This window comes from Neorhizobium sp. SOG26 (assembly GCF_003491345.1).
Classification (GTDB): Bacteria; Pseudomonadota; Alphaproteobacteria; order Rhizobiales; family Rhizobiaceae; genus Neorhizobium; species Neorhizobium turbinariae.
In genome coordinates this window covers 1,995,366-2,019,635 of sequence record NZ_CP025512.1, presented here as the reverse complement: position 1 = coordinate 2,019,635, position 24,270 = coordinate 1,995,366, and the positions used below count along the sequence as shown (strand labels likewise).

The window sequence follows — 24,270 nt, the reverse complement described above, 5'->3', positions numbered from 1 at the left end:
GGGGGCGCAGGCGATCCAGTCGTTCCACCGCGTCTATTCCTTGTTCTGCATGTGGAATGCCAGCCGCTCGATCGGCGGCCAGATGATTTCGCGCAGCTTCGGGTTCTCGATGGTCTCTTCCATGGCGCGACGGAAACACAGGATCCATTCGTCCCGCTCCAGCGGGCCGATCTCGGCACCGAAGTGACGCGAGCGCAGGCGCGGGTGGCCGTACTTCTCGACATAAACCGGCGGTCCACCAAGATAACCGGTGAGGTAGTCGTAGAGCTTGGCCTCGCTGCCTTCGAGGCTTGCAGGATGAATGGCGCGGCAGCGCGCTGCTTCCGGCAGCGTGTCCATCAGATGGTAGAAGCGCTTCACGAGGGCGCGGATCGTCGCGTCGCCGCCGATCGCTTCGTATAGTGTGATGGTTTCGCCCGCCATGGAGGATCTCCGGATCTCTTGGCGGGCTAGTTAAGACGCCAGCGCTTCGAGAACAAGCGTCACGGCGTCGCATCAGGCAGGGTAGGGTGCAGCGTCACTCCGACCCGGCATCCGCTTCGGTATCGGTGCTGTTCGGCAGCGCGCCGGTGCCGGGGGTCTTTTCGTTATCCGTCAGCTCTGGCTTCGCGTGCGGGCCAGCCTTTGGGTAGTTTCCTTCCTTGGCCGGCTTCTCCACGTTTTCCACCGCATCCTGCGCCCGCTTGTCTTCAGACATCCTTGCCTCCAGCATCTTTCGTTTCTTGCTGGTGCAACGCTTCGCCTGATGGACGGGTTCCACGCCGGGCGAGGGCCTCAGAACGGTTCGTAGGGCAGGAAGGCCTCGGCTACCAGTGACGGTTCCGGATCGACGGACGGCAGGAGTTCGCCTTTGGCCCATATCCGTTTCAACTCCTCCAGATCGACGGATGCGACATTGACGTCGATGTCGGTCAGCGTGCCGGGCACCCGATAAGGGCAGTGCCGCTTGGAGCAGTTGCTGGCGGAAGAAAACTGCCAGAGGAAGTAGTTCGACCAGTTGCCGGCCGGGAAGGCGGTGGAAATCTCGGGTTTGTATCGTGCGTACCAGATCGGCAGGCGCGACAGCAGCCGGTAGTCCTTGCGCCGCGCGGCGATATAGCGGGAAACATTGTGGTTGGTGTAGAGGATCGGGTAACGGCCCGTCCGCGTCTTGATATGGCGCACGAAGATCTCCGCATCCTCCAGAGACATGAACTTGTCGCTGAGATCCTCGAGATCGAGCACCATCAGCTCTTTGTCATCGGGTTCGGCATAATCGAGAAAATGGTTCGCCTGGTCGATCGGGTTGCCCGGCCGCGCCAGGTGGTAGGCGCCCCAGAGCAGGCCGGCCGCGCGGGCAACGAGCCGGCGTGTCTGGTAGAGCTCCTTGCTGACCGCATATTTGCGCCACATGGTCTTGCAGTGCGCCACGGTGTCGCCGCCGTGGTCACCGGTGCAGCTAAAGCTTTCCGGCAGCCCATCGGACGCTTTGTGGATGAAACCGGCGATGCGCTTGTCGGTAAGTAGCTTCTGCCAGTCGATGATGTTGAGTTCGTAGGCGTCGATGACGAGCGGCTTGCCGGGGTCCTTCCAGGGCTTGCGCTTGCCCGCTTCCGCGTCACCCGAACCGATGAGGCTGGCGACAAGCGCGGCGATCATCCCCAGTTTCTGAAGCTTTGCCCTGTCCATTAGCGAATGGTGAAGCGCGATGGTTAACCGGTGGTTAACTCCGCCAGGTGGATATCCACCGATGGACGTTTGCATTCGTCAACTTCTCGTGTGGAAGCGACAAGTCTTTCATGTAGATGTCATGAGGGCAGGTGATAGCTGCCGGGTTGTTCGTCACCGCCAGACACGAGGGGTACCCTTGACTGCATCGAAAACGTCAGTGCCCGAGAAGGCCGCACATCGTCCGGCCGGCACGGCCCGCGAGGTATTGGGAGCGTTCCTCAAGCTTGGTCTCACCTCGTTTGGCGGGCCGATCGCCCATCTCGGATATTTCCGCAACGAACTCGTGGTGCGTCGAAAGTGGGTGGACGAGGCGGGTTATGCCGATCTCGTGGCGCTCTGCCAGTTCCTGCCGGGACCGGCCTCCAGCAAGGTCGGCTTTGCGCTTGGCCTGCTGCGCGCAGGCCCGCTCGGTGCCCTCGCGGCCTGGGCGGCTTTCACGCTGCCTTCGGCTTTCCTCCTCGTTGCCTTCGCCAGTGCTGCCGCAGCCTTTGATGGTCCGGCAGGTGCCGGCCTCCTGCATGGCCTGAAACTGGTTGCCGCGGCCGTTGTCGCGCAAGCCGTCTGGGGCATGGCACGCAGCCTGGCGCCCGATAGGCCAAGAGCGAGCATCGCGGTTGCGGCCATTCTCGTGGTCGTGTTTCTCGGCGGGGCTTTTGGCCAGATCGCAGCGATTGCCATGGGTTGCCTTGCCGGACTCCTCCTGTGCCGCGACGGAGCATCCATTGCGACCGGACACCTTGCCTTCCAGGTCAGCCGCAGGACCGGCGCTCTCTGCCTCGTCTTGTTTTTCGGGCTGCTCGTGCTCCTGCCGATCGTGTCGGCTGTCACCGGGTGGCAGGCGCTCCTGCTGATCGATGCCTTCTACCGATCCGGCTCGCTGGTGTTCGGTGGCGGGCATGTCGTCCTGCCTCTGCTGCAGGCGGAAACGGTGGCGCCGGGCTGGGTGAGCGAAGGCGCGTTTCTCGCCGGTTACGGTGCGGCGCAGGCGATCCCCGGGCCTCTCTTCACCTTTGCCGCTTATCTGGGAACGGTGATGGAGCCGGAGCCCAATGGTTTCCTGGGCGCTGCCATCGCGCTCGTTGCGATTTTCCTGCCCGGCTTCCTGCTCCTGGCCGGCGCGCTGCCTTTCTGGAATGCGTTGCGGCGCCGGCCGCTGGCGCAAGCGGCTATGCGCGGCGCCAATGCCGCCGTGGTCGGCATCCTGGCGGCTGCGCTTTACAGCCCGGTCTGGACCGGCGCCGTCCTCAATGCCTACGATTTTGCCATCGCCGCCACCGGCTTCGTGCTGTTCACGGTCTGGAAGGCGCCGCCATGGAGCGTCGTTTTGCTCACCGCCATCGCCGGCACCATCATGAGCCTGCTCTAGGCGACGAGTATTTCGGGCTCCGTGATCACCTGCGCCGCGTCATAAGCCGCCAGCACGGTCTGCATCTGCGCCGTATGCCCGGCGATGAAGGCCTCGCCGTAAATGGTCTCGTCCGGATATTCGGTTATCATCGTCAGCGGCACGGTCTGGTGCTCGACCACCGAGACGAGGCAGGGGAAACCGTTGATCATCCGGAAGCCGGGATCGCCGGCGTAGAGTTCGAACAGTTCCTTCTGCCGGCGGTTCATCTCCACCACAGCCGTGTTCTGCATCAGGCGGCGCGTCACATGGTCCAGCACCTGCTCGGCCTGTTTTGCCCAGGCTGCATGGTGGCGCATGATCAGGAAGAACCCCCGCGGGATCGTCCACATCGCAAAGCCACGCGGGATGTAGCCGGAAAGCGGCCGCGTCCACTCGTGTGACGGATAACCATGCAGGTTGACGTGCAGCCGGGCGCCAGTCAGCCGCTCGGCCTCGTGGCGGATGGCCTTTTCACCGGGGTCTCCTGCCGAGCGATATTCGAGGTCATCACCGTGGGCCGTGTAGCGTGCCGCATGGTGCATGTGGCGCGGATTGTTTTCGCGCAGCCTCCAGTGGATCTGGTAGCCGTCCGGGTTCTCGAGCGGCGAGATGACGAAATGCGCGTCGGGCATCGCCGCCAGTTGCCGGGCGGCACGCAAGGCGCCAACCACGCCCGTCGTTTCATTGGCATGCTGGCCGCCGCTGATGATGACCGGCCGATCCGTGCCCCTGCGGTAGCGCGCGTTGACGCTGCGGCCGGCCCGCGTCGCGGCGGTGAAGGCATGGCCGCCGATCTCTTGAAGTTCGGCCTTGATCTGGCTCGTCGGCAGCGGCGCGACCGCGGTGTCCAGCGGCTGGTGCTGATCTTCACGTTCACGGCTCGAAAGCGGCCGCAGTTCGACACGCACGCTTGGCCTCTCGCCGTAGCGGATGTCCGGCACGATCTGGCCGGGCCTCAAGGTCCGGTCGCCGACGGGCTTGCCGGAATGTTTCTGGAAGAACTCCAGCAGCGAGAAATAGAAGTCTTCGTGCAGGCCCTCGCGCAGGCTGATCACTTCGTCGCCATAAGGCAGCGCACGATCTTCGATCGGCAGCGTGACCGCGATGGACAACTCCTCGAAATACGGCTCGACCACTCCCCAGTCATGCGCCGCGATCGCCTTCATCGCCGGATGGAACAGGATCTCGTAGTCCGTCTCCACCCGCGACCCGGCATCCCCGTCGACTGCGACCCAACCGGTGGGGGACAGCGATGTCTCGCCGATCATGTCCTGATGGAGGTGGTTGGGTGCGAAGACCTTGTGAATCGCCGTCCCACCATCCTTGAAGGTCAAGTTCACCTCGTAGGACAGCGCGTCTCCTGTACTTGCCTCGAAGGTTACTGCGAGGTCCTTCGCCAGTGCTGAAAGCGGGTATGCCTCGAGCAGGAAACGATTTGCGGGTGCCGCCGAGTGAACGGGGTAGATCACATGCGCGGCCTCAAGCGCGGTCCAGTCGACCTCTTCCAGGAAGAAGTGCAGCAGCGGCTTATAGGCACTGCGGATTCTGGCGTTCACGCCGAGATCACGCAAACGCGCTTCCGCCCGCCGGCGGCTCGGCTCGTCGTCGAAGGTCCAGGCTTCAATCCGCTTCGAGTTGCTGGAGGAAAACCGGGAAACAAGCGCGTCCAGGGTGCGCTCGAGCTCACGTTGAAAAAGGATCGTCATGAAATACGTCTGCCCAGGCTGAGGGTATCCCGGTGACTATAGGCGGCCGGCCGCGAAAAGCTTTCATTTTTTCGAGGAACCGGCGGCACAAAACCTAGTTCGGCCCATCCAGAGAGATGCGGGAGCCGATATGCACAGCCGACAGCCCACCAAGCGCAGCGATCTTGTGATCCGGAGCAATCTTCCCGGTTGGTTGATCAAGGCGCTACGCGAGAGTGGCGTCAAGCGGCTGAGCCGCCTGCAGCAGATGAGCGACAAGGAAGTGCTGGACCTGCCGGGGGTGGGCACGCGCTCGCTACAAATCATTCGAACGGCTTTGGCGCCCGACCAGCAGATGCATTAGAGGCGAACGTCGAGATAAAAGACGAGGGCGGCGCCATCCAGGTGCCGCCCCCTGTGTGTCAGCACTTGGCTTGTGGCTGTGGTGTCTGCTGGCCGGCAGTGGCCGGACGCTGCGCCGAAACAGTGCCGGACATCTGCTCGCAATCATTGCCGCGCTTGCCGACATCGTTCGGGGTTGCCGTCTTTGGGCGATCCACCGCCTGGCTCCCCACCGGGCCGCCGGAGTTGGTACCCTGCGAGGTGGTCGTGTCAGGCGTGAAAGTCCCGCCCTGCTGGGCGACGCTTGGTGACGCAAACACGAGGCCGAGAAGCAAGGCGGCGGAAATCTTGTGATTCATATTGAAACTCCTTTGGTGGCCGAACCCTGCGCATGGGGCAAGGTTCCGCTTCATCCGTCTGTGACGACTTGTGGGTCAGAGCTGGCTGGGCTTGATTGTATCGACCCGCACCATGCCTTCGAGAACGCCGCGCTGCAGTCCCGACCGGCCGTGCTCGATCTCGATCACGGTGTAGGCCTTCTCGTCGCGGAATGCGCTGGCATGGGCCGTCGTCATGTCCTCGCCGGGCAGTGCGTCGATATCGAGGAAGTCGAGTTCACGGCCTGCGGCGACAATGCGCGCGTCGCCCGCCGTGCGTGCGGCTACCACAACTTCGCCCATCGACGGCGCCTTTTCCCAGCGCGCATCATTCGGCGGCGCCACCGGCACGAGCCGGTAGACGTTCAGCAACTCGCCTTCCTCACTGCCAGAGGCAAGGATGGCGGCATCCTCGATCTGCGCCTTGCTTTCCAGCGAGGCGCCGAAGCGGTTCTGGCTCACACCATTGTTGGCGGCGTTACGGCTGTTGTCCTGGGTAGCGTTCGACATGAAAAACCTCATCAAGCTGGCTGCCTAACCAACGACCTGACGGCCATTGCGTTCCGCTCACCCGCTAGGGCGTCGCATCAGGCCTTGATGAACAGGCAGCCTGCCATCAGAAAAAGAACTGCCGCCTGCATGATGAACATTGGCCATTCGCTGGACATCGTTTCCTCCGTTTCCGGGGGCAAAGCCGCAGCCGCCGCGATTGTTCCAACGCCGCCCGAGATTAACCGGCGCGTTTGCCGCCTCTTGCTATTTTGCCGGTGGATGGGGATATGCTGCTTGGCACGCCGCATGAAACCGCAGGACAAGAGCCGATGATCGATCCAGACCACCCGTTTTATCGACCGCTGTGGCGCCGCGTGCTCATTCCGGCGGTATGCCTTGTCTGGGTGATCTTCGAACTGGTGGCAGGCGAGGCATTCTGGGCCGTCATCGTCGGCGCCATCGGCGCCTATGCGACCTACAAGCTCTTCATCGAAAAACGGGATCCACCGCAGCAGCGTCCGCTCGACACGCAGGAAGACTAGTCTAGCGCCAGAAGCTGTTCTTGATCGCCCGGTCGATCAGCAGGTTCGCGGTCGTCATGCGGACCGTCGCCATCTCGCGATATTCCGGGGCCACGCGATCAGGATGGTTTGCCTTGGCGAACTGTCGGCGCTTTTCGCCCAGACTTGTTTCCGTGTCCGCATCGCTCAATCCCAGATCCTCGGCGATTTCCCTTTCGCTCAAGCGCAGGAGATGCGCAGGGACAGGCGCCGGCGCTTCAGGTTCCGGCTCCACTTCAAGTTCCGCCATCTCCGGGTCTGGCTCGAAGGCGAGGTAGGCGTCCGTTCTGCTGGCCGGCTCTACATCGGTCTCGACCGTTGCCGCGACAAAGCCCATGCCGAGGCTCCTGATCCGGAACTCGACGCCGGTGTCTTCCGCCTCATCCCCAGGATTTTCCTGGTCCAGCCGCGTCAACACGGACTGAAAGATCGATTGGCCCAACAGCATGGTCACCTCGCTCACATGGTAACACATAACCATGCCGAGGTGGCGCCGAGCTTGCCTGAGTTACCCCTGGCTCTGGCTTTGCCCGTTCTGGCTCTGCGATTGCGTCTGTGTCGCGGCCACCGTCAGCGACACCTTCAAGCCTTCCTCCGCTCGGCCAATCCGCAATCCGGAAACCGGTGCGCAATCGCGGTAGCAGAGGCCCGACGCGATCCGCACGTAACGGTCGTCCGGGCAGATCTTGTTGGCCGCATCAAAACCCACCCAGCCCAGGCCCGGCAGATGCACTTCCGCCCAGGCATGTGTGGCGACCTGGTCCTCCCGGTCCTCCATCATCAGGTAACCGGAAATATAGCGTGCCGAGATGCCCAGCACCCTGGCTGCCGCGATGAAGATGTGCGCATGGTCCTGGCAGACGCCGGATTTTGTCGCCAGTGCCTCTTCCGCGGTCGTTTCGGTCGTGGTCGTGCCGGGGGTGTAGGCGACGCCGTCGTGGATCGCCTCCATCAGCGCATGCATCTGGGCAAGTTCGCTGTCGCCGTGGACGCTCTTCGCCAATGCCTCGACCAGCGGTCCGGGCGTAGTGAGCGGCGTTTCGCGCAGGAAAAGCCAGAGCGGGCAGAAACCCTGGTGCGGTCCGAAAACGCCGGCGCGATCTTCCGTCTCGATCTCGCCGAAAGCGGTGATCCGGATCGTATGTTCGGTGCCTTCGATCGAAACAAGTTCGACACGGTTGCCGTACTGGTCGGCGTAACCTGCTTCCACCTTGGCGCCATCCACGGAAACCGCCCAGTTCAGCACCTTCTGCGTCGGGCCGCTCAAGGGTGTCAGTCGCAGCCGCTGCAGGGAATAAGGCACCGGCGCGTCATATAGATATTCGGTCGTATGGGAAATCTTCAGCCGCATCGGCATCATCCTACTCGTAGAAGCGGTAGCCGGTTGTGATCTCGGCGCTGAGCTGGTTATTGCGCGTCACGAAGTCTTCGAGGAATTCGTGGAGGCCGATGTCCATGATCTCGGCAATCGAGCCGCGCTTCAGTGAGGAGCGGATCGCCGCCGCTGTCTCATGCGCCTTCAACCGTTCGCCATAGGTGTCGGCCAGGTAGTCGAGATTGCTGACGATCTTCTCGTAACAGTAGGCAAGCGAACGCGGCATCTGGATCTTCAGGATCAGGAAGTCGGCGATATTGGCCGATTGCAGGTCGCCGTCATAAACCCAGCCATAGGAGCGGTGCGCCGAAACAGAGCGCAGGATCTGTTCCCACTGCATGTTGTCGAGTGCCGAGCCGACCTGGCTCACCGATGGCAGCAGCACATAATACTTGACGTCCAGGATGCGGCTGGTGTTGTCGGCACGCTCGATGAAGGTGCCGATCCGCGAGAAGTTGTAGAGGTCGTTGCGCAGCATGGAGCCGTGGAAGGCGCCACGGATCAGTCCACAGCGATGCTTGATGACGTCGATCAATTCCGGCAGGTCGGCCGCCTTCAGGCGGTTCGCCAGCCGTGCCTTGAGGTCGATCCAGGCTTCGTTGGTGGCTTCCCAGGTTTCGCGGGTGAGTGCCGTGCGCACCATGCGGGCATTGTTGCGGCCCCATTCGATGCAGGACATCACGCTCGACGGATTGGTGGTGTCGCGCAGCAGGTAGTCGATCGCGTCTGCCGCCGTCAGTTGCGGATGCACCGTGGCATAGGCCTCGCGCACGCCGGCACTTTCGAGCACGCCATGCCAGTCCTCGTCGGAGGAGCCGGCGCGCGTCAGCGAAACCCGCAGGCCCGCGTCCACCAGGCGGGCGATATTTTCGGCCCGCTCGATATAGCGGAACATCCAGTAGAGGCCGTTTGCAGTTCTTCCGAGCATTCTACGTCCCCAGCCTCAATCTTCCAGAACCCAGGTGTCCTTGGTGCCGCCGCCCTGGCTGGAATTGACCACCAGCGAGCCTTCCTTCAGCGCCACCCGGGTCAAGCCGCCGGGGATGATCTTCACCTTGTCGGAAACAAGCACATAAGGCCGCAGGTCGACGTGGCGCGGCGCGATCCCCTTGTTGACGAAGATCGGCACGGTGGAGAGTGCCAGCGTCGGCTGGGCAATGTAGTTGGCGGGCTTGGCGGCAAGCTTCTCGGCGAACTCGGTTCGCTCCTTCTTGCTCGCCGTCGGGCCAACCAGCATGCCGTAGCCGCCCGAGCCGTGCACCTCCTTGATGACCAGTTCCCCGATATGATCGAGCACATATCTGAGGCTGTCCGGCTCCGAGCAGCGCCAGGTCGGCACGTTTTCCAGCAGAGGCTTGCGGCCAGTGTAGAACTCGACGATCTCCGGCATGTAGGAATAGATCGCCTTGTCGTCGGAGATACCCGTGCCCGGTGCATTGGCGATGGTGATGTTGCCGGCGCGGTAGACATCCATGATGCCAGGGATTCCAAGCGCGGAATCCGGCCGGAAGGTGAGGGGGTCGAGGAAGTCGTCATCGACGCGGCGGTAGAGCACGTCGATCGCCTCATAGCCCTGCGTGGTGCGCATCTTCACGCGCCCGTCGATGACGCGCAGATCCGAGCCTTCCACCAGTTCGACGCCCATCTGGTCGGCCAGGAAGGAATGCTCGTAATAGGCGGAATTGTAGATGCCGGGCGTGAGTACCGCCACACGAGGGCGGCCCCTGCAGCCGGGCGGCGCCAAAGACGCGAGCGACTGGCGCAGCAGGCGCGGGTAGTCTTCGACGCGCTGGACCTTGTTCAGCGTGAAGAGCTCCGGGAACATCTGCATCATGGTTTCCCGGTTCTCCAGCATGTAGGAGACGCCGGATGGCGTGCGGGCATTGTCTTCCAGCACGAAGAACTGGTCTTCACCGGTGCGCACGATATCGGTGCCGACAATATGGGTGTAGACGCCGCCGGGCGGTTTGAAGCCGATCATCTCCGGAAGGAACGCTGTGTTCTTCTCGATCAGCTCGCGGGGAATACGTCCCGCCTTGATGATTTCCTGCTTGTGGTAAATGTCGTCGAGGAAGGCGTTGAGCGCCAGAACCCGCTGCTCGATGCCCTGCGCCAGCTTGCGCCATTCGCGACCGGAGATGATGCGCGGGATGATGTCGAAGGGGATCAGCTTTTCGGAACTGTCCGCATGCCCATAGACCGCAAAGGTAATGCCGGTCTTGCGGAAGATGTTTTCGGCGTCCTGGGTCTTGCGAATGAGGTGGGCGGCATCCTGGCTGCTATACCACTGGTGGTATTGCTTGTAGGGATCTCTCGGAAGACCTTCCGGAGTTAACATTTCATCGAATGCCAATGGCGGGTTCCCTCGTTTTTCTGCCATTTGAGTACAACACCCTTTTTAATGCAAGAAGCATGCACAGTTGGCCGCGAGGTTTTCACGCGGCGGCAAAAATCAGGATCTTCCGCTGTGCAGATATTGGCGGTGCTGCCATCAAACCTTCCTTCTGCTTTCGAAAGCATCAACTGCACAAACGCGCGCCAGTTGCTGTTCAAGCGAAATTCACCGCAACCATCAGTTTTTCTGTTTTGACCATGAAGGCATCGAGGAATAGGAAGCGGCTTCGTGCGAATTTGGCAGGTGCCGAAAGACCGTAATGCTTGACCGTCTGGCTCCGGCCGTTTTCGTTCTTCTCTGGTCGACCGGCTGGATTGTCGCAAAGTTCGCCGCGCAACATGCCGATCCGCTGACATTCCTCGCGGGCCGACATGGGCTGGCTGCCATTGCCTTTTTTGCCGTCGCAGTCGTCGCCCGGGCGAAGTGGCCGAAAAGCATCGGCCAATATGCGCATGCCCTGATCTCCGGCGTCTTCCTGCACGGGCTTTACCTCGCCGGCGTATGGTATGCGATCGGGCAGGGGGTGCCCGCCGGTCTTTCCGGCATCATCGCCGGAATGCAGCCACTGCTCACCGCCATGGTCGCGCCTTTCTTCATCACCGAGCGGTTGACGCTGCTGCAGAAAGCCGGGCTTGCGCTCGGCTTTGCCGGCATCCTCATCGCCATTTCGCCGCAGATCCTCGATCTCTTCGACGTCGGCCTGAGCGGCCTCGGCTTTCCCGTCATCATCAACCTGATCTCGATGGGGTCAGTCACCTACGGCACGCTCTACCAGAAGCGTTATCTGCAGGAGGGCGACCTCCTGTCGATCGCGTCGCTGCAATTCGTGGGCGCGCTCATCGTCACCATCCCGCTGGCTCTGCTGCTTGAAGACCTGCGCTTCGACTGGACGCAGGAAGCGGTCCTCGCCATGGCCTGGTCGGTGTTCGGGTTGTCGATGGGGGCGGTGGCACTCCTCTTGCGGCTCATCCGTCGCGGACAGGTGTCGCGCGCAGCCTCGCTCATCTACCTCATGCCGCCCGTCGTGGCGATCGAGGCCGTCATCCTCTTCGGCGAGCCACTGACCTGGCCGATGATCATCGGCACGGTGATCGTGGTGACGGGTGTCTACATGGTCAACCGCAAGGCGAGAGCCGAGACGGTCGGCTGAGGCGGGGCCCGGGCGGCCGGCAAGTTTCGGGTCACGAAACGGGTGTCGGCACGAGAGGTGAGGACTTAACCAGCACGGGCAACTCTTGGAGGAGATCCCCCATGTTGGAAGGAAAAGTCGCAATCGTCACCGGCGCCTCGAGCGGGATTGGCCGCGCTACGGCCTTGTTGTTCGCGCGTGAAGGTGCTGCCGTCGTGGTCAATGCGCGCGGTGAAGAAGCGCTAAATTCGCTTGCCGCAGAGATCGAGGCCAATCGTGGCAAGGTCGTCGCGGTCGCCGGCGATGTCGGGAATGAAGACACTCACAAGCGCATGGTCGATGCGGCGATCAACCAATTCGGCGGCCTCGACCTCGCCTTCAACAATGCGGGTGCCGTCGGACCCTAGAAGCCGCTGGCGGAAGTGACGCTTCCCGAATGGCAACAGACCATCACCACAAACCTGACCGGTGCCTTTCTCGGCGCCGCAGTGCAGATACCTGCCATGTTGCAACGCGGCTCCGGATCCTTGATCTTCACCTCGACCTTCGTTGGAACGAGTGTCGGTATTCCCGGAATGGGCGCCTACGCGGCGGCTAAGGCGGGGCTGATGGGTTTGGTGAAAGCCATCACGGCGGATTATGGCGCGCAAGGTATCCGGGCCAATGCGCTGCTGCCCGGCGGCACGGACACACCGGCCGCAGGGGATGCGGCGCAGAAGGAGTGGGCGGCAGGCCTGCATGCGATGAAGCGTATCGCCAAGCCCGAGGAGATCGCTGCCGCGGCGCTGTTTCTCGCGAGCCCCATGGCAAGTTTCGTCGCCGGCTCGGCGCTTTATGCCGATGGCGGCAATGCCGCCGTGAAATAACGTGGCAACAAAAAAGGCCGCTCGGAAGCGGCCTTTTTTTCAGAAGAGGTTATGCGCGGCTGCGCTTGCGACCCTGGTAGCCGCCACCCCGGTTGTCGGTGCGATTTTCGGCGCGGTTGTCGTTGCCAAAACGGACCGGGCCGCGGTTCTCGCCTTGCTTCGCAGCAGTACGAGCCTGGCCGGCCGGCTTGCGGTGTTCGCTACGGGCCGGACGGCCTTCGCCATTCGGTGCACCGTCGCGCGGACCGAACTGCTTCTTGCCGCCACGGAAGTCCGAGGTGCTGGCGAGATCGCTATCTGCTTCGGCACGTGGTGCATCTTCGCCACGGCGCTGGCCGCGGAAATCCTCGTTGCGGCGCTGGTCGCGCTGCGGACGATCACCTTGCGGACGACCGCCATTGCGGTTTTCCTGGCGCTGCGGGCGGGCACCGGCTTCTGCCGATGCACCTTCCGCGCCCTCTGCCGCAAAGAACGGCTTGCGGGCCGGACGTTCGCGACGCTGCGGACGGCCCTCGCCTTCACCACGGCCGGCACCCTGGCGCGCGTTTCCGCCGCCACGGTTTCCGCCGCGAGCCTTGTTGCCACCGCGATTGTTGTTGCCGCGAACCGGACGGCTCAGGGCTTCCGGACGCTCGCCAGAGGCGGTCGTCACTTCGATGCCCATCAGCTTTTCGATGTCGCGCAGCAGCAGCGTTTCATCCGGTGCGCAGAAGGCGATCGCAACACCTTCACGACCCGCACGCGCGGTGCGCCCGATCCGGTGGACGTAGGCGTCCGGCACTTCCGGCAGGTCGTAGTTGAAGACATGCGTCACGCCGGGAATGTCGATGCCGCGGGCGGCAACGTCGGTTGCCACGAGAACGCGGATGTCGCCATCACGGAAGGCCTTGAGGGCGCGTTCGCGCTGGCCCTGGCTCTTGTTGCCGTGGATGGAGGCAACCTTGAACTCGACCTGCTCGAGATGCTTGTAAAGCTTTTCGGCGGTGTGCTTGGTGCGCAGGAAGACGATGGCGCGGCCATCCGGATTGGCCTTAAGCGTATCCTTGAGCAGTTGCGTCTTGTCGTTCTTGCCGGCAACGAAGTGGACATACTGCTCGATCTTGTCGGCAGCCTTGCCCGGAGGCGTCACTTCGATCTTCACCGGATCGGTGAGGAATTCAGAGGCCAGATCGGCAATCGCCTTCGGCATGGTGGCCGAAAACAGCATGGTCTGGCGGCGCTTCGGCACGATCTTGGCGATCTTGCGCAGGTCATGCACGAACCCGAGGTCGAGCATCTGGTCGGCTTCGTCGAGCACGAGGTAACGCACGGTCGTGAGGCCGATGGCGCGGCGGCTGATCAGGTCAAGCAGGCGGCCGGGCGTGGCAACCAGGATGTCGGTACCCTTTTCCAGCTGCAGCTGCTGCTTGTTGATCGATACGCCGCCGACAACGAGGTTCACCTTCAGCGGGCGGCCCTTGATGTAGTTCTTGAGGTTCGCAGCGATCTGGTTCACCAGTTCGCGCGTCGGCGCCAGGATCAGCGAGCGGGTCGTGCGGTTGTCGGGGCGGATGTTGTCGGCGAGCAGGCGCTCAACCAGAGGCAGGCCGAATGCGGCGGTCTTGCCGGTGCCGGTCTGGGCGAGGCCGATCAGGTCGCGGCCTTCGAGCAGCAGCGGAATGGCCTGTGCCTGGATAGGGGTCGGTGTTTCGATGCCAAGCGCGGTCAGCGTGGCGACAATCTGCTTGGAAACGCCAAGCGATTCGAAATTCGTCAAGTCAAATACCTTTCGGGGCGCCATGAGACGACACGCCGGACATGCTTGTCCCAGCGTCTTGGACGTCTCTGGCGTCAAGAACCCCGCGTGAAATGGGAACTTGCAAGTTGGAAAAACTTTCCAGCGCGTAAACCCTCGCGTTGAGGGCGATCTATCTGTGCGCCTTGTTCCTTCTTCGCGATAATACTCTGGACGCGGGGCAGCTCACGCGGCGGCCGGAAGGTGAAAGCTGATCGGCATTTGGTGTCAATGCGGGCAAATGTCAAGCGATTGTTTTGTCGCAGCCGGTGCGGCGGGCGGCCGGTCGCCCCTGTTTTGGACGCAAAAGAGCCCGCAGGGCGGTCGCGCTGCGGGCTCTCCAGATGCTGTTGGTCGTCTGCTCAGTATCGGGCGCAAACGCGGGCGCGGTAGGCTTCACCCCACTCGTTCTCCACCCACTCGTAGTGGCAGCGCGGCGCATATTCGGCGCGGTAATAGACGCGCGGCGGCGGTGGCGGCGCGTATTCATATTCCGGCTCGACATAGACCGGCCGCTGCGATCCGGCGATGATGGCGCCGCCGATTAGGCCACCGGCGAGCCCCGCGGCAACGCCGGGCAGGATATTGTTGTGATGGTGGTGGCGGTCGCGAGCCTGGGCAGCCGGGGCGGTTGCGGCAAGGGCGCCCGCAACGGACAGAGCTACCAGACCGGACGTTATCGTCTTCTTGAAGCGGGACATGATCTTTTCCTTTCCCCTGACGTTCAAAGGGTAACCGGAATAACGCTCTTGAAACGCGGCAGTTTCATGGAAGAAAAACAGGAGTAGTCTGAACAGCTGTTCAGCTAATTGAGCGCGAAATCGCAGTATCCGCGTCCATCCCCCCGCGCTGTTCCACATTATGGCTGAAATGTAGCAGGCGGCTGGCAACTTTGCGGCGGGTGTCGAAGGCGACCAAGTGTCTCTTTTTGACCCAGGCAAGGCCGGGATTGCAAGTATTCAGGCCATGCGCGCAACGCCTTGTTAACCTTACTGGTGTTTTTATCGCTTGTCGTGCTGAAGCGCGATGGCCGTATGAGGGAGCGGGCACGTGGAGACCGATAGCGAACTGTTGAGGAAAGCGTGCGCGCGCATCAGCGACCTGGACGAGCCGGCCTTCATCAAGGACAGCGCGCTCTCCTATGTCGCCGTCAACGACGCCTATGCACGTCTCTTCGGTGTTGAGCCTTCCGAACTCATCGGCAAGGTCAGCCGCGGTCTCTACGGTTCGTCAGAGGATGCGGACCGCAAGGAGAAGGAGTGTCGCGCGATCGTCTTCGGCGGTGAGGAGACCGCCTGCTGTTTTGATCGCTCCGGCGCCATCGCCCAGGAAATCCGGATCGAACGCTTCCTGACGGAAGACGACCATACCTATCTGTTCGGCTTCTGCGCGCCATCGACCGGCTTCAGTGGCGGGGAGATCCTCCCTTCGCTCGAAGATGTCGAGCCGCAGTCCGGACCTGCGATGTCGGTCACCTCGCAGGTGCAGAAGGTTCTTCTTGATGATGCGCTGGACATGCTCGAGATGGGCATCGGCATCTATGACAAGAACGACACGCTGATCTACTCCAACTCGCAGCTTATAGACTATTTCAATGCGATCTCGGTGGACATCGCGCCGGGCGCGACACTGCCGGAGCTCCTCGGACATGCCTATGACCGCCGCAAGCGCGAACGACCGGATGTCGACCTGCCGCCAAAGGACGTCTGGCTCGAAGAGCGGATGAGGCCTTTCCGCGTTCCATATTCGGAAAGCGTCAACCAGGTGGCAGACGGGCGCTGGATGCGCAGCCTCAACAAACGTCTTGAAAACGGCCTGCTGATCGCGATCCGCCACGACGTGACGGATTTCAAGGAGCAGGAGATCCATCTCCGCACGCAGATCGATGAAACCAACCTCTACCGCGCCGTGCTGGAGGACCTGCCGGTGCCGGTCTTCGTGCGCGACAGCGAGCATCGGCTGACCTACGCCAACGCCGCTTATGAAGCGATGCTCGGTAGCCCGCGCAATCAGTTCCTCGGCAAGACCGAGACGGAAATGTTCCCGGATGCGGCCGAGCGCTACCGCGCTGAAAACGACCGCGTTTTCCAGGGTGAGGCGATCGACAAGTCGGAGGACATCACCTTCCCGGACGGCACCGTCGTGCCGGTCATCTCGCGTCTGCGCCGCGTCACCGTTAATGACGGCAGCCACCACATGGTTGGCTCGCGCATGGACGTCTCGCTCATCAAGGAGGCCCAGAACAAGGCGGAGAAGATCAGCCAGGACCTGCAGACGATCCTGCATGCGCTGCCGGTCGGCACGGCCATCCTCGATGCCGACTTCAACTTCGAATACGCCAATCCGTCCTTCTACGGTTTCTGGGATGCGGGCGAGCAGTTCGACCTGCCCGGACGTGCCTACCGCGACTTCCTGAAGGTCAACTTCGACCACGGGATCTATTCGGACACGGAGCAGAGCTTCGACGAGATCTACAACCGGCGCATCGCCGCGCTCACCGATGACAACGCCCACGAGCCGATCGAGGTCAAGAGCCGCAACGGCCGCAATATCCTGATCTCCGGCACCAAGCTCTCCGGCGGAAAGATCCTGCTGAGCTACATGGATGTCACGGCGCTACGGCGCGGTGAACAACAGGTCCATGAGGCGCGGGTGGCGCTCGAGCAGCATGGCGCGCTGATGCGCGACGCGACGAGCGCGATGTCGCAGGGCCTGCTCATCCTGCACGATGGCGAGATCATCTTCTCCAACGACGCGCTCGCGGGCATGCTGGAAATCCCGCAGGAGATGGTGACGATCGGCGCGCAGTGGCGCGACATCTTCCGTTTTTCCGCCAAGCGCGGCGACTTCGGCACGCCGGAGGAAGCGGTCGCCACCCTTAGGACCTGGGAAGAAAGCGTCCTGGGCGGCAAGCCGGTGCATGCTTCCTTCCGGATCGGCACCGACAAGTGGATCCAGGTCGAGGCGAACATCACCGGCAGCGACCATTGGCTGGCGATCTTCACCGACGTCACCGAGATGAAGAACCGCGAGGAGGAACTGACCCGCCTCCTGCAGCGGGCCGAAGCCGCCGATCGCGCCAAGTCCGAGTTCCTGGCCAACATGAGCCACGAGATCCGCACCCCGATGAACGGCGTGCTGGGCATGGCCGAACTGCTGGCAAAATCCAACCTCGATACCCGCCAGAAGACCTTCATCGATATCATCGTGAAGTCTGGCAACGCGCTGCTCACCATCATCAACGACATCCTCGACTTCTCCAAGATCGATGCCGGCCAGATGAAGCTGCGCAAGGCGCCGTTCGATCCCGTTGAGGCGATCGAGGATGTGGCGACGCTCCTGTCGTCGTCCGCCTCGGAAAAGGATATCGAGCTCATCGTTCGCGGTGACGCATCGGTGCGCGAGACCGTGATGGGTGATGCCGGCCGCTTCCGCCAGATCATCACCAACCTCGTTGGCAATGCCGTCAAGTTCACCGAAAAGGGCTATGTCTTCATCGACCTGATGTCGAAGTCGATCGGTGAAGGCGAGATGATGCTGACGGTGCGCATCGAGGATACCGGCCTTGGCATCCCGGACGAGAAGCTGAAGGCGGTGTTCGAGAAGTTCTCGCAGGTCGATACCTCGTCAACGCGCCGACACGAAGGCACCGGCCTTGGCCTCGCGATCACCTCCGGCCTTACCGAACTGTTCGGCGGCCGCATCGAGGTGGAAAGCGAGCTTGGCCGTGGCTCCGTCTTCACCGTGCATCTGCCGTTCCAGATCGTCAGCGAACGCAACAGCCAGCGGGCGTTGCCGATCAACACCAGCGGCGCGCGGATCCTTGTGGTGGACGACAACCCGGTCAACCGCCGCATCCTCACCGAGCAGCTATCCATGTGGGGCTTTGACTGCGTCGCGGCAGAAGGCGGTGCGGAAGGCCTCGCCATCATGCAGGAATGCGCCCGCATCGATGTCGCGGTGGACGCGATCGTGCTCGACTACCACATGCCGGAAATGAACGGGCTCGATTTCGCCCGCCACCTTCGGCGCGATCCGCGCTTTGACGGCTGCGGCGTGATCTTCCTCACCTCCATGGACATGGCCGGCGATGACAGCATGTTCGCGTCGCTGAACATCCAGGCGCACCTGATGAAGCCCGCGCGCGCCAACCTGCTGCGCAGCACGATCATCGACGTGGTGCGCGCGATCCGCACCAAGCGCAGGGCGAACGAGAACCAGAACCTCTTGACCCAGTTGCAGCGGGCAGGGGGCATTGCACCAAGCGTCCAGGCTCCGGGACCCGCGTCGGTTGCTTCCGGAACGCCTGCCCTGCAGGTGGTCGCCTCCGCTTCTCCGGTCGAGCCGGTGCGGTCTTCGACACCTGCGATGCAGGCAACCCCCGGTCTTGACGTGCTCGTTGCAGAAGACAACGAGGTGAACCAGATCGTCTTCACGCAGATCCTGCAGACGACCGGCTGGCTGTTCCAGATCGTCCAGAACGGTGCCGAGGCCGTCGAGGCGTGGCAGAAGCATGATCCGGCGGTCATCATTATGGATGTGTCCATGCCGGTGATGAACGGCCACCAGGCGACGCAGAAGATCCGCGAGATCGAGCGCCAGACCGGCACACATACGCCGATCATCGGCGTCACTGCCCATGCGCTGGAAAGCGATCGCGAGCTTTGCCTGCAGGTCGGGATGGATGATTACCTGTCAAAGCCGATCAGCCCCGAGGCGCTTGAAAGCAAGATCCGCGAATGGGTCGATGGCGCGGTCGTGTCTTCGGCGCAGTGATCTGCCGGTTTTTCGTAACTTCTGCTGGAACAACAAAACGTTAGAAGCGTTGGATGCGGAAGAGGTTTTAGTGTTTTGCGGTCGACCTCATTATATTAGAAAGTTCTGCACAAGCTTCGATGTCTAACATCGAGTAACGGCAGAGGCGGGAGCTGGGACAGTCGCCTGCATAGTGAGGACAACATGATTCAGCAGGGTGAGGCTCCGGCACAAGCACCGCTCGCTCCCGACGATCTCGAGTTGCTGGAAAAGTTTCTGGTCGCCTGGTGCGAAGAAAATGGCGTCGACCGTCGGGACGAAGCCGCGGCCGATGTCGCATCGGCCCTGATCGACTGGTACCGGCTGGATCCGAAGTTCGGGAAGCGGCTGAAGCCGACGCCCGACGAGGACCTTCCGAAGTCACCGGAAATCCAGATCCTGCTCCAGAAGATGGCCTAGATCGCCAAGTTTCAAGATGCAGGAACATCGGGAGTGGTTGCCAGTTCGATCGTTGCCAACCAACGAGGAGCGAGGCCCCGATGAAGAAGCTCATTGCAACGACGATCCTGTCTCTGATGATGGCCGGAGGCGCCCTGGCCCAGGCCGGCAATGATGGCGGTGCGGCTGCGTCCAGCAATCCGGTCATGAACGGACCGAGCGATCCCACGGCTGCGGCACCCGGTACGCCGGGCAAGCTCGATCCGAATTCCACCGGCAGCACGTCCGGCACTGCCAACCCGTCGGCAGACTGCTCGTCGCACATGAGCGCGAACACGCAAGGCGACGCGAGCAACTCTCACGAGATGCACGGCAACCCGAACTGTACGCAGTAACCCCTCAGCCGTAGCCTTCCGGCCTAGTCTTGCTGTGTGGTCGCTTCCTTGCGGCCGCACAGCATCTCGCGTTTGCCGGCAAAGCCCGGGCGGCGCTCGACGGTGAAACCTGCTGCCTGCAGGTTGCGGCGCACGAAGCCCGCGGCTGCATAGGTGCCAAAGGTACCTTGTGGCGCGGTCTTCTCGAAAACTGCCTGCATCAATTCCTGCGACCACATCGCCGGATTGCGCGAGGGCGCAAAGCCATCGAGGAACCACGCGTCAAAGCCTGGCTCTGCAGCCGAGACGCCCTCGAGCGCCGGTCCGCAAACGACGGTAAGGCGCGTCTGGGCGTCCAGGTCGATCACGACATGGCCCTTGGGATCATCCGGCCAGGCGGCTGTGAGCGCCTGACGCTCCGCATCGATCTGAGGCCAGCGGGCGAGCGCCCGGTCGATCTCGCCGCGTTGCATCGGGTAAAGCTCGAAGGACGTGAAATGCAGATGTGCGCCGGGCTTCCGGTGGATCTTCCACTGCCGCCATGTCTCGCAGAAATTCAGCCCGGTGCCGAAACCGAGTTCACCGATCCTGAAGTCTCCACCCGGTGACCAGCGGTCAGGCAGGCCATTGCCGGCGAGAAAGGTATGCTCACATTCGAGCCGCCCGTCGGTCTGGCAATAAAAATGATCGCCAAACTCGCGCGAATACGGCATATCGCCATCATTCCAATCCAGCGTCTGGCTTTCAGGCATTTGGCCGCTTGTCGCGGCATTCTCAGGATGACGATCGTTCATGTCACACGCGGATAATCCTGCCGGTGGTGCGGGTCAATCAATTCATGGCCGGCAATCCGCTGCGCTGCCGGCTTCTGCCGATCTCGTCATCCTCGGTGGCGGCATCATGGGCCTGTGGGCCGCTGTGAAGGCCGAGATGCTTGGGCTCGACACCCTGCTGGTCGATGCTGGTGAACTCGGGCAGGGAGCAAGCGGCGGCCTGTTGGGCGCGCTCATGCCGCACATGCCGGACAAGTGGAACGACAAGAAGCAGTTCCAGTTCGACGCGCTGTTGTCACTCGAGGAGGAGATCGCCGAGATCGAGGCGGCCACAGGCCTTTCCTGCGGTTATCGCCGCTCGGGGCGCCTCATCCCGCTCCCGAAGCCGCATCTGCGGATGATCGCGGATCGCCACTCCAAGGATGCCGAAACCTGCTGGAACCAGCGCGGCCGCCGCTTCCACTGGCATGTGCTGGAGCGGCCGTACCGCACCGGCTGGCCAGCATCATCCTTTGCCGAGGCAGGCGTCGTTCACGATACGCTCGCAGCGCGCGTTTCGCCGCGTGCACTTTGCGCTGCACTCGCGGCTTTCCTGCGTACCGCCCGGCATGTGACGGTGGTCGAGAATATCGAGGCGGAGCGCATCGAACCGGACGACAACCGCGTGGTCTTCGCCAACGGCGACCGCACTGCTTTTGGCCACTGCATCATCGCGGCCGGATGGCGTTCGTTTCCGCTCCTCCAGGCGGTCTCGGCGCCGTTGCGACAGCCGGTCGGCACGCCGGTCAAAGGGCAGGCGGCGCTTCTGAAGGCTGAGATGGATCCCACGCTGCCGGTGATCTTCCTCAACGGGCTTTATGTCGTGCCGCATGAAGACGGCCATGTCGCCATCGGCAGCACCAGCGAGGACAGTTTCGAGGACGCGTTTTCGACCGATGCCCAGCTTGAGGCCTTGATCGCTCGAGCCCGCGCGCTGGTGCCGGAACTTGGCTCCGCACCCGTGGTGGAACGCTGGGCGGGCTTGCGTCCGAAGGCAGTGGATCGCGACCCGATGGTCGGACCGCATCCGGACCATCCGCGTGTCATCGCGCTTACCGGCGGGTTCAAGGTAAGTTTTGGGCTTGCCCACCGGCTTGCGGATGCGGCGCTCGCCACCGTTATGTCACGTGATCCGAGGCTTCCTGCCCCCTTCACACTCGCCAGCCATCTCCTTGCCGCCTCGCGCCCGGCTGCCCGCACGACAAAACAGGCCTGAGGCTTAGACGTTCATGCCGGTGCAAAACCGAAGCTGTGGCCTCGTGAGCTGATCTTTCCATCTCGACAGTGCCGGAACGGGTGCGCTACCGTCCGTCGACGTGTTGAAGGTGAGTGATGCAGGCAAAAGACTATCCGCGCGATCTTGTCGGCTACGGCCGCAACCCTCCCAGTCCCCAATGGCCTAATGGTGCCAATATCGCGATCCAGTTCGTGATCAACTACGAGGAAGGCGGCGAAAGCTCGATCCTCGATGGTGATCCGGCCTCCGAATCGCTGTTGTCGGAGATCGTTGGGGCCGCGCCATGGCCTGGCCAGCGAAACCTCAACATGGAGTCGATCTACGAATACGGCTCGCGCGCCGGCTTCTGGCGGCTCTGGCGGATGTTTACCGAACTCAAGGTGCAGACGACAGTCTATGGCGTGACGCTCGCCATGGCGCGCAACCCGGAAGCCGTAGCTGCCATGAAGGAAGCCGGCTGGGAGATCGCCAGCCACGGTTACCGCTGGCTCGAATACAAGGATTTCCCGGAAGAGCGGGAGCGCGAGCACATCCTGGAGGCCGTGCGCCTTCACACCGAGCTTGTCGGCGAGCGACCCTATGGCATGTACCAGGGCAAGCCATCGACCAACACGCTGAAGCTCGTCATGGAAGAGGGTGGGTTCCTTTATTCCTCCGACAGCTATGCCGACGATCTTCCCTACTGGGTGCCCGGACTGGACGGAAAACCCTTCCTCATCATTCCCTACACGCTGGAAGCCAATGACATGCGGTTCGCGACGCCCCAGGGCTTCAATGCCGGCGACCAGTTCTTCACCTACCTGAAGGACACGTTCGACACGCTTTACCGGGAAGGCCAGGAAGGCGCGCCGAAGATGATGTCGGTCGGCTTGCATTGCCGCCTCGTCGGTCGTCCCGGTCGTGCCGCCGCGCTGCGCCGCTTCATCGAATACGTGCTGTCGCACGACAAGGTCTGGATCCCGCAACGCATCGAGATTGCCCGCCATTGGCACCAGCATCATCGCCCGGCAGGTGCACCATGACTGCGCGCGCAGACTTCATAGAGCGGTTCGGTGGCGTCTTCGAGCACTCGCCCTTCATTGCCGAGCGCGCCTATGACGCCGGCCTGATCTTCGTGCCGCTGACGGCAAAGGGCGTGCACGACGCGCTGACCTCCATCTTCCGCCGGGCGAGTTATGCGGAGCGGCTTGGCGTGCTTCGCGCCCATCCGGATCTTGCCGGCAAGCTGGCGATCGCCGGCGAGCTCACCGAAGAAAGCCGTAAGGAACAGGCTGGTGCCGGGCTGGATCGCCTGAGCCCGGACGAGCACGCTCGCTTCACCGAGCTCAATACCCATTACATGGCGAAGTTCGGCTTTCCCTTCATCATCGCCGTGAAGGGGCTGAACAAGAACGATATCCTGGCGGCCTTCGAAAAACGCATCCACAACAGCGTGGAAGACGAGTTCGCAACGGCCGCCGCCCAGGTTGAAAAGATTGCGCTTCTGCGCCTCATCGCATTGCTACCGGAGACATCAAAATGACCGAGACCAGCGACAACAGCCTGCCCCATTTCGCGAAGGGCTCGATCAACCTTGCATCCGCGCGCCTCGGCGCGAAGGGCCTGTATGCGACCGACGAGTTCTTTGCGCCGCTCGAGCGCATGCTGGCCGATGCGCCGGCAAGCTTCGATCCGGATCTCTACGACGACAACGGCAAGTACATGGACGGCTGGGAAAGCCGCCGCAAGCGCGTCGCCGGCCACGACTGGGCGATCGTCAAGCTCGCCATGCCGGGCCGCATCTTCGGTTTCGACGTCGACACCAGCTACTTCACCGGCAACTATCCGCCGCATTGCTCGATCGAGGCTGCCTTCATCGAAGAGGGTGACGCGATCGAATCCATTGAGTGGACCGAGATCCTCGACAAGTCGCCGCTCGGGCCCAGTGCCCACCACTTCTTCGACAACGCAGACAAGGACAAGGTCTGGACGCATCTGCGGCTCCACATCTACCCCGATGGCGGAATCGCGCGTCTTCGCGTTTATGGTTCGGCGCATTTCGACTGGTCGAAGGTCGGCGCAGACGAAGAGATTGACCTTGCCTATATCTTCCATGGCGCAAAGTCGCTCGCCTGGTCGGATGCCCATTACGGCCACCCGGACAAGATGCTGGGACCGGGGCGCGGCATCAACATGGGCGATGGCTGGGAAACCAAGCGTCGCCGCGGGCCTGGCCACGACTGGGCGGTGATCCGGCTCGGCCATCCGGGCACGATCAAGCGCGTCACCGTCGACACCGCCTTCTTCAAGGGCAATTTCCCCGATACCTGCGAACTTCTGGGCGCATACCTGCCGGAGCTTGGTGATGAGCTCTCGGAGGCCGAGATCGCAGCATCGGAAACCTGGAAGCCGATCCTGCCGCGCCAGAAGCTGCAGATGGACCACCAGCACGAATACGGCGCCGATGTCGTGGCCGATATCGGTCCGGTCACGCATGTGCGCTATGCCATGCATCCGGATGGCGGCACGATGCGGTTGAGGCTCTTCGGCACCAAGGCGTGACGCTTCCCGAAAGCCTGTCTC

At 62.4% G+C, this 24,270-nt stretch carries 25 protein-coding genes and 2 pseudogenes; 12 read left to right on the top strand and 15 right to left on the bottom strand.

The annotated features are described in order from the left end of the window. Nucleotides 1-33: 33 nt before the first annotated feature. The 3 genes from CYG48_RS10025 to CYG48_RS10015 all read right to left on the bottom strand — a co-directional run bounded on the left by CYG48_RS10025 (nt 34) and on the right by CYG48_RS10015 (nt 1,668). Complete coding sequence (locus CYG48_RS10025) at nt 34-423, bottom strand: group II truncated hemoglobin (protein ID WP_118850247.1); 390 nt, start codon at nt 421-423, stop codon at nt 34-36. Between the two features lie 94 nt (nt 424-517). After that, on the bottom strand, nt 518-697 hold the full coding sequence (locus CYG48_RS10020) for a hypothetical protein (protein ID WP_118851596.1): 180 nt from the start codon (nt 695-697) through the stop codon (nt 518-520). Nucleotides 698-774: 77 nt separating this feature from the next. Next, nucleotides 775-1,668, bottom strand: coding sequence for a glycoside hydrolase family 25 protein (locus CYG48_RS10015; protein WP_118850246.1), 894 nt, complete (start codon nt 1,666-1,668; stop codon nt 775-777). Nucleotides 1,669-1,846: 178 nt separating this feature from the next. Here CYG48_RS10015 and chrA point away from each other — a divergent pair, with 178 nt between their 5' ends. Next, nucleotides 1,847-3,076, top strand: a complete 1,230-nt coding sequence (gene chrA / locus CYG48_RS10010; protein WP_445304301.1) for a chromate efflux transporter — start codon at nt 1,847-1,849, stop codon at nt 3,074-3,076. Here the strand turns inward: chrA and CYG48_RS10005 are convergent. Then, on the bottom strand, nt 3,073-4,803 hold the full coding sequence (locus CYG48_RS10005; RefSeq protein ID WP_118850244.1) for a M14 family zinc carboxypeptidase: 1,731 nt from the start codon (nt 4,801-4,803) through the stop codon (nt 3,073-3,075). The genes chrA and CYG48_RS10005 overlap by 4 nt on opposite strands. Nucleotides 4,804-4,933: 130 nt before the next feature. Here CYG48_RS10005 and CYG48_RS10000 point away from each other — a divergent pair, with 130 nt between their 5' ends. Then, on the top strand, nt 4,934-5,146 hold the full coding sequence (locus CYG48_RS10000) for a helix-hairpin-helix domain-containing protein (RefSeq protein ID WP_118850243.1): 213 nt from the start codon (nt 4,934-4,936) through the stop codon (nt 5,144-5,146). Between the two features lie 58 nt (nt 5,147-5,204). On the opposite strand, the gene CYG48_RS09995 is transcribed toward CYG48_RS10000, so the two are convergent. From CYG48_RS09995 to CYG48_RS22290, 3 genes are all read right to left on the bottom strand, one after another. Continuing rightward, a complete protein-coding gene (locus tag CYG48_RS09995; protein ID WP_118850242.1) occupies nt 5,205-5,483 on the bottom strand; it encodes a hypothetical protein in 279 nt (92 codons plus the stop codon). Nucleotides 5,484-5,558: 75 nt separating this feature from the next. Beyond that, a complete protein-coding gene (locus CYG48_RS09990; protein WP_118850241.1) occupies nt 5,559-6,011 on the bottom strand; it encodes a hypothetical protein in 453 nt (150 codons plus the stop codon). Between the two features lie 77 nt (nt 6,012-6,088). Continuing rightward, nucleotides 6,089-6,301 (bottom strand): hypothetical protein, encoded by a 213-nt coding sequence (locus tag CYG48_RS22290; protein ID WP_150132712.1) that lies wholly within the window; start codon nt 6,299-6,301, stop codon nt 6,089-6,091. 21 nt (nt 6,302-6,322) lie between these two features. Here CYG48_RS22290 and CYG48_RS09985 point away from each other — a divergent pair, with 21 nt between their 5' ends. Further along, complete coding sequence (locus CYG48_RS09985) at nt 6,323-6,535, top strand: DUF3329 domain-containing protein (RefSeq protein WP_118851595.1); 213 nt, start codon at nt 6,323-6,325, stop codon at nt 6,533-6,535. 1 nt (nt 6,536) lies between these two features. On the opposite strand, the gene CYG48_RS09980 is transcribed toward CYG48_RS09985, so the two are convergent. From CYG48_RS09980 to CYG48_RS22490, 5 genes are read right to left on the bottom strand one after another with little or no spacing between them, the layout of a single operon-like run. Continuing rightward, entirely contained in the window at nt 6,537-7,001 is a 465-nt protein-coding gene (locus CYG48_RS09980; protein WP_118851594.1) for a hypothetical protein, read from the bottom strand. A 60-nt stretch (nt 7,002-7,061) separates the two neighbouring features. Further along, the gene (locus CYG48_RS09975) at nt 7,062-7,904 is read right to left on the bottom strand and encodes a transglutaminase family protein (RefSeq protein ID WP_118851593.1); all 843 of its coding nucleotides are present in this window, start codon (nt 7,902-7,904) and stop codon (nt 7,062-7,064) included. Nucleotides 7,905-7,914: 10 nt separating this feature from the next. Beyond that, complete coding sequence (locus CYG48_RS09970) at nt 7,915-8,856, bottom strand: alpha-E domain-containing protein (protein WP_118850240.1); 942 nt, start codon at nt 8,854-8,856, stop codon at nt 7,915-7,917. Nucleotides 8,857-8,871: 15 nt separating this feature from the next. Next, nucleotides 8,872-10,266 carry a circularly permuted type 2 ATP-grasp protein gene (locus CYG48_RS09965; RefSeq protein ID WP_199925287.1) on the bottom strand — a complete coding sequence of 465 codons (1,395 nt, stop codon included), beginning with the start codon at nt 10,264-10,266 and terminating at the stop codon, nt 8,872-8,874. After that, nucleotides 10,260-10,481, bottom strand: a complete 222-nt coding sequence (locus CYG48_RS22490) for a hypothetical protein (protein ID WP_199925118.1) — start codon at nt 10,479-10,481, stop codon at nt 10,260-10,262. The genes CYG48_RS09965 and CYG48_RS22490 overlap by 7 nt, the downstream gene beginning before the upstream one ends. Before the next feature lie 101 nt (nt 10,482-10,582). Here CYG48_RS22490 and CYG48_RS09960 point away from each other — a divergent pair, with 101 nt between their 5' ends. Beyond that, nucleotides 10,583-11,473, top strand: a complete 891-nt coding sequence (locus CYG48_RS09960) for a DMT family transporter (protein WP_118850238.1) — start codon at nt 10,583-10,585, stop codon at nt 11,471-11,473. Between the two features lie 101 nt (nt 11,474-11,574). After that, nucleotides 11,575-12,318: pseudogene (locus tag CYG48_RS09955) on the top strand (SDR family oxidoreductase). Nucleotides 12,319-12,367: 49 nt separating this feature from the next. Here CYG48_RS09955 and CYG48_RS09950 read toward each other — a convergent pair. Continuing rightward, a pseudogene (locus tag CYG48_RS09950) lies at nt 12,368-14,117 on the bottom strand (DEAD/DEAH box helicase). Nucleotides 14,118-14,454: 337 nt separating this feature from the next. Then, on the bottom strand, nt 14,455-14,793 hold the full coding sequence (locus CYG48_RS09945; protein ID WP_118850237.1) for a hypothetical protein: 339 nt from the start codon (nt 14,791-14,793) through the stop codon (nt 14,455-14,457). A 349-nt stretch (nt 14,794-15,142) separates the two neighbouring features. Between CYG48_RS09945 and CYG48_RS09940 the strand changes: the two genes are divergently transcribed. From CYG48_RS09940 to CYG48_RS09930, 3 genes are all read left to right on the top strand, one after another. Next, nucleotides 15,143-18,868 carry a response regulator gene (locus tag CYG48_RS09940; protein WP_118850236.1) on the top strand — a complete coding sequence of 1,242 codons (3,726 nt, stop codon included), beginning with the start codon at nt 15,143-15,145 and terminating at the stop codon, nt 18,866-18,868. A gap of 183 nt (nt 18,869-19,051) precedes the next feature. Next, entirely contained in the window at nt 19,052-19,306 is a 255-nt protein-coding gene (locus CYG48_RS09935) for a hypothetical protein (RefSeq protein ID WP_118850235.1), read from the top strand. 80 nt (nt 19,307-19,386) lie between these two features. After that, nucleotides 19,387-19,680 carry a hypothetical protein gene (locus tag CYG48_RS09930; protein ID WP_118850234.1) on the top strand — a complete coding sequence of 98 codons (294 nt, stop codon included), beginning with the start codon at nt 19,387-19,389 and terminating at the stop codon, nt 19,678-19,680. A gap of 23 nt (nt 19,681-19,703) precedes the next feature. On the opposite strand, the gene mnmD is transcribed toward CYG48_RS09930, so the two are convergent. Continuing rightward, entirely contained in the window at nt 19,704-20,411 is a 708-nt protein-coding gene (gene mnmD, locus CYG48_RS09925) for a tRNA (5-methylaminomethyl-2-thiouridine)(34)-methyltransferase MnmD (RefSeq protein WP_150132711.1), read from the bottom strand. Between the two features lie 40 nt (nt 20,412-20,451). Between mnmD and CYG48_RS09920 the strand changes: the two genes are divergently transcribed. From CYG48_RS09920 to alc, 4 genes are all read left to right on the top strand, one after another. Continuing rightward, nucleotides 20,452-21,687 carry an NAD(P)/FAD-dependent oxidoreductase gene (locus CYG48_RS09920; protein WP_118850233.1) on the top strand — a complete coding sequence of 412 codons (1,236 nt, stop codon included), beginning with the start codon at nt 20,452-20,454 and terminating at the stop codon, nt 21,685-21,687. Nucleotides 21,688-21,803: 116 nt separating this feature from the next. Then, nucleotides 21,804-22,730 (top strand): allantoinase PuuE, encoded by a 927-nt coding sequence (puuE, locus tag CYG48_RS09915; RefSeq protein ID WP_118850232.1) that lies wholly within the window; start codon nt 21,804-21,806, stop codon nt 22,728-22,730. Next, nucleotides 22,727-23,230 (top strand): 2-oxo-4-hydroxy-4-carboxy-5-ureidoimidazoline decarboxylase, encoded by a 504-nt coding sequence (gene uraD, locus CYG48_RS09910; protein ID WP_118850231.1) that lies wholly within the window; start codon nt 22,727-22,729, stop codon nt 23,228-23,230. Before puuE ends, uraD begins: the two co-directional genes overlap by 4 nt. Then, the gene (gene alc, locus CYG48_RS09905) at nt 23,227-24,249 is read left to right on the top strand and encodes an allantoicase (protein ID WP_118850230.1); all 1,023 of its coding nucleotides are present in this window, start codon (nt 23,227-23,229) and stop codon (nt 24,247-24,249) included. Before uraD ends, alc begins: the two co-directional genes overlap by 4 nt. Nucleotides 24,250-24,270 lie beyond the last annotated feature (21 nt).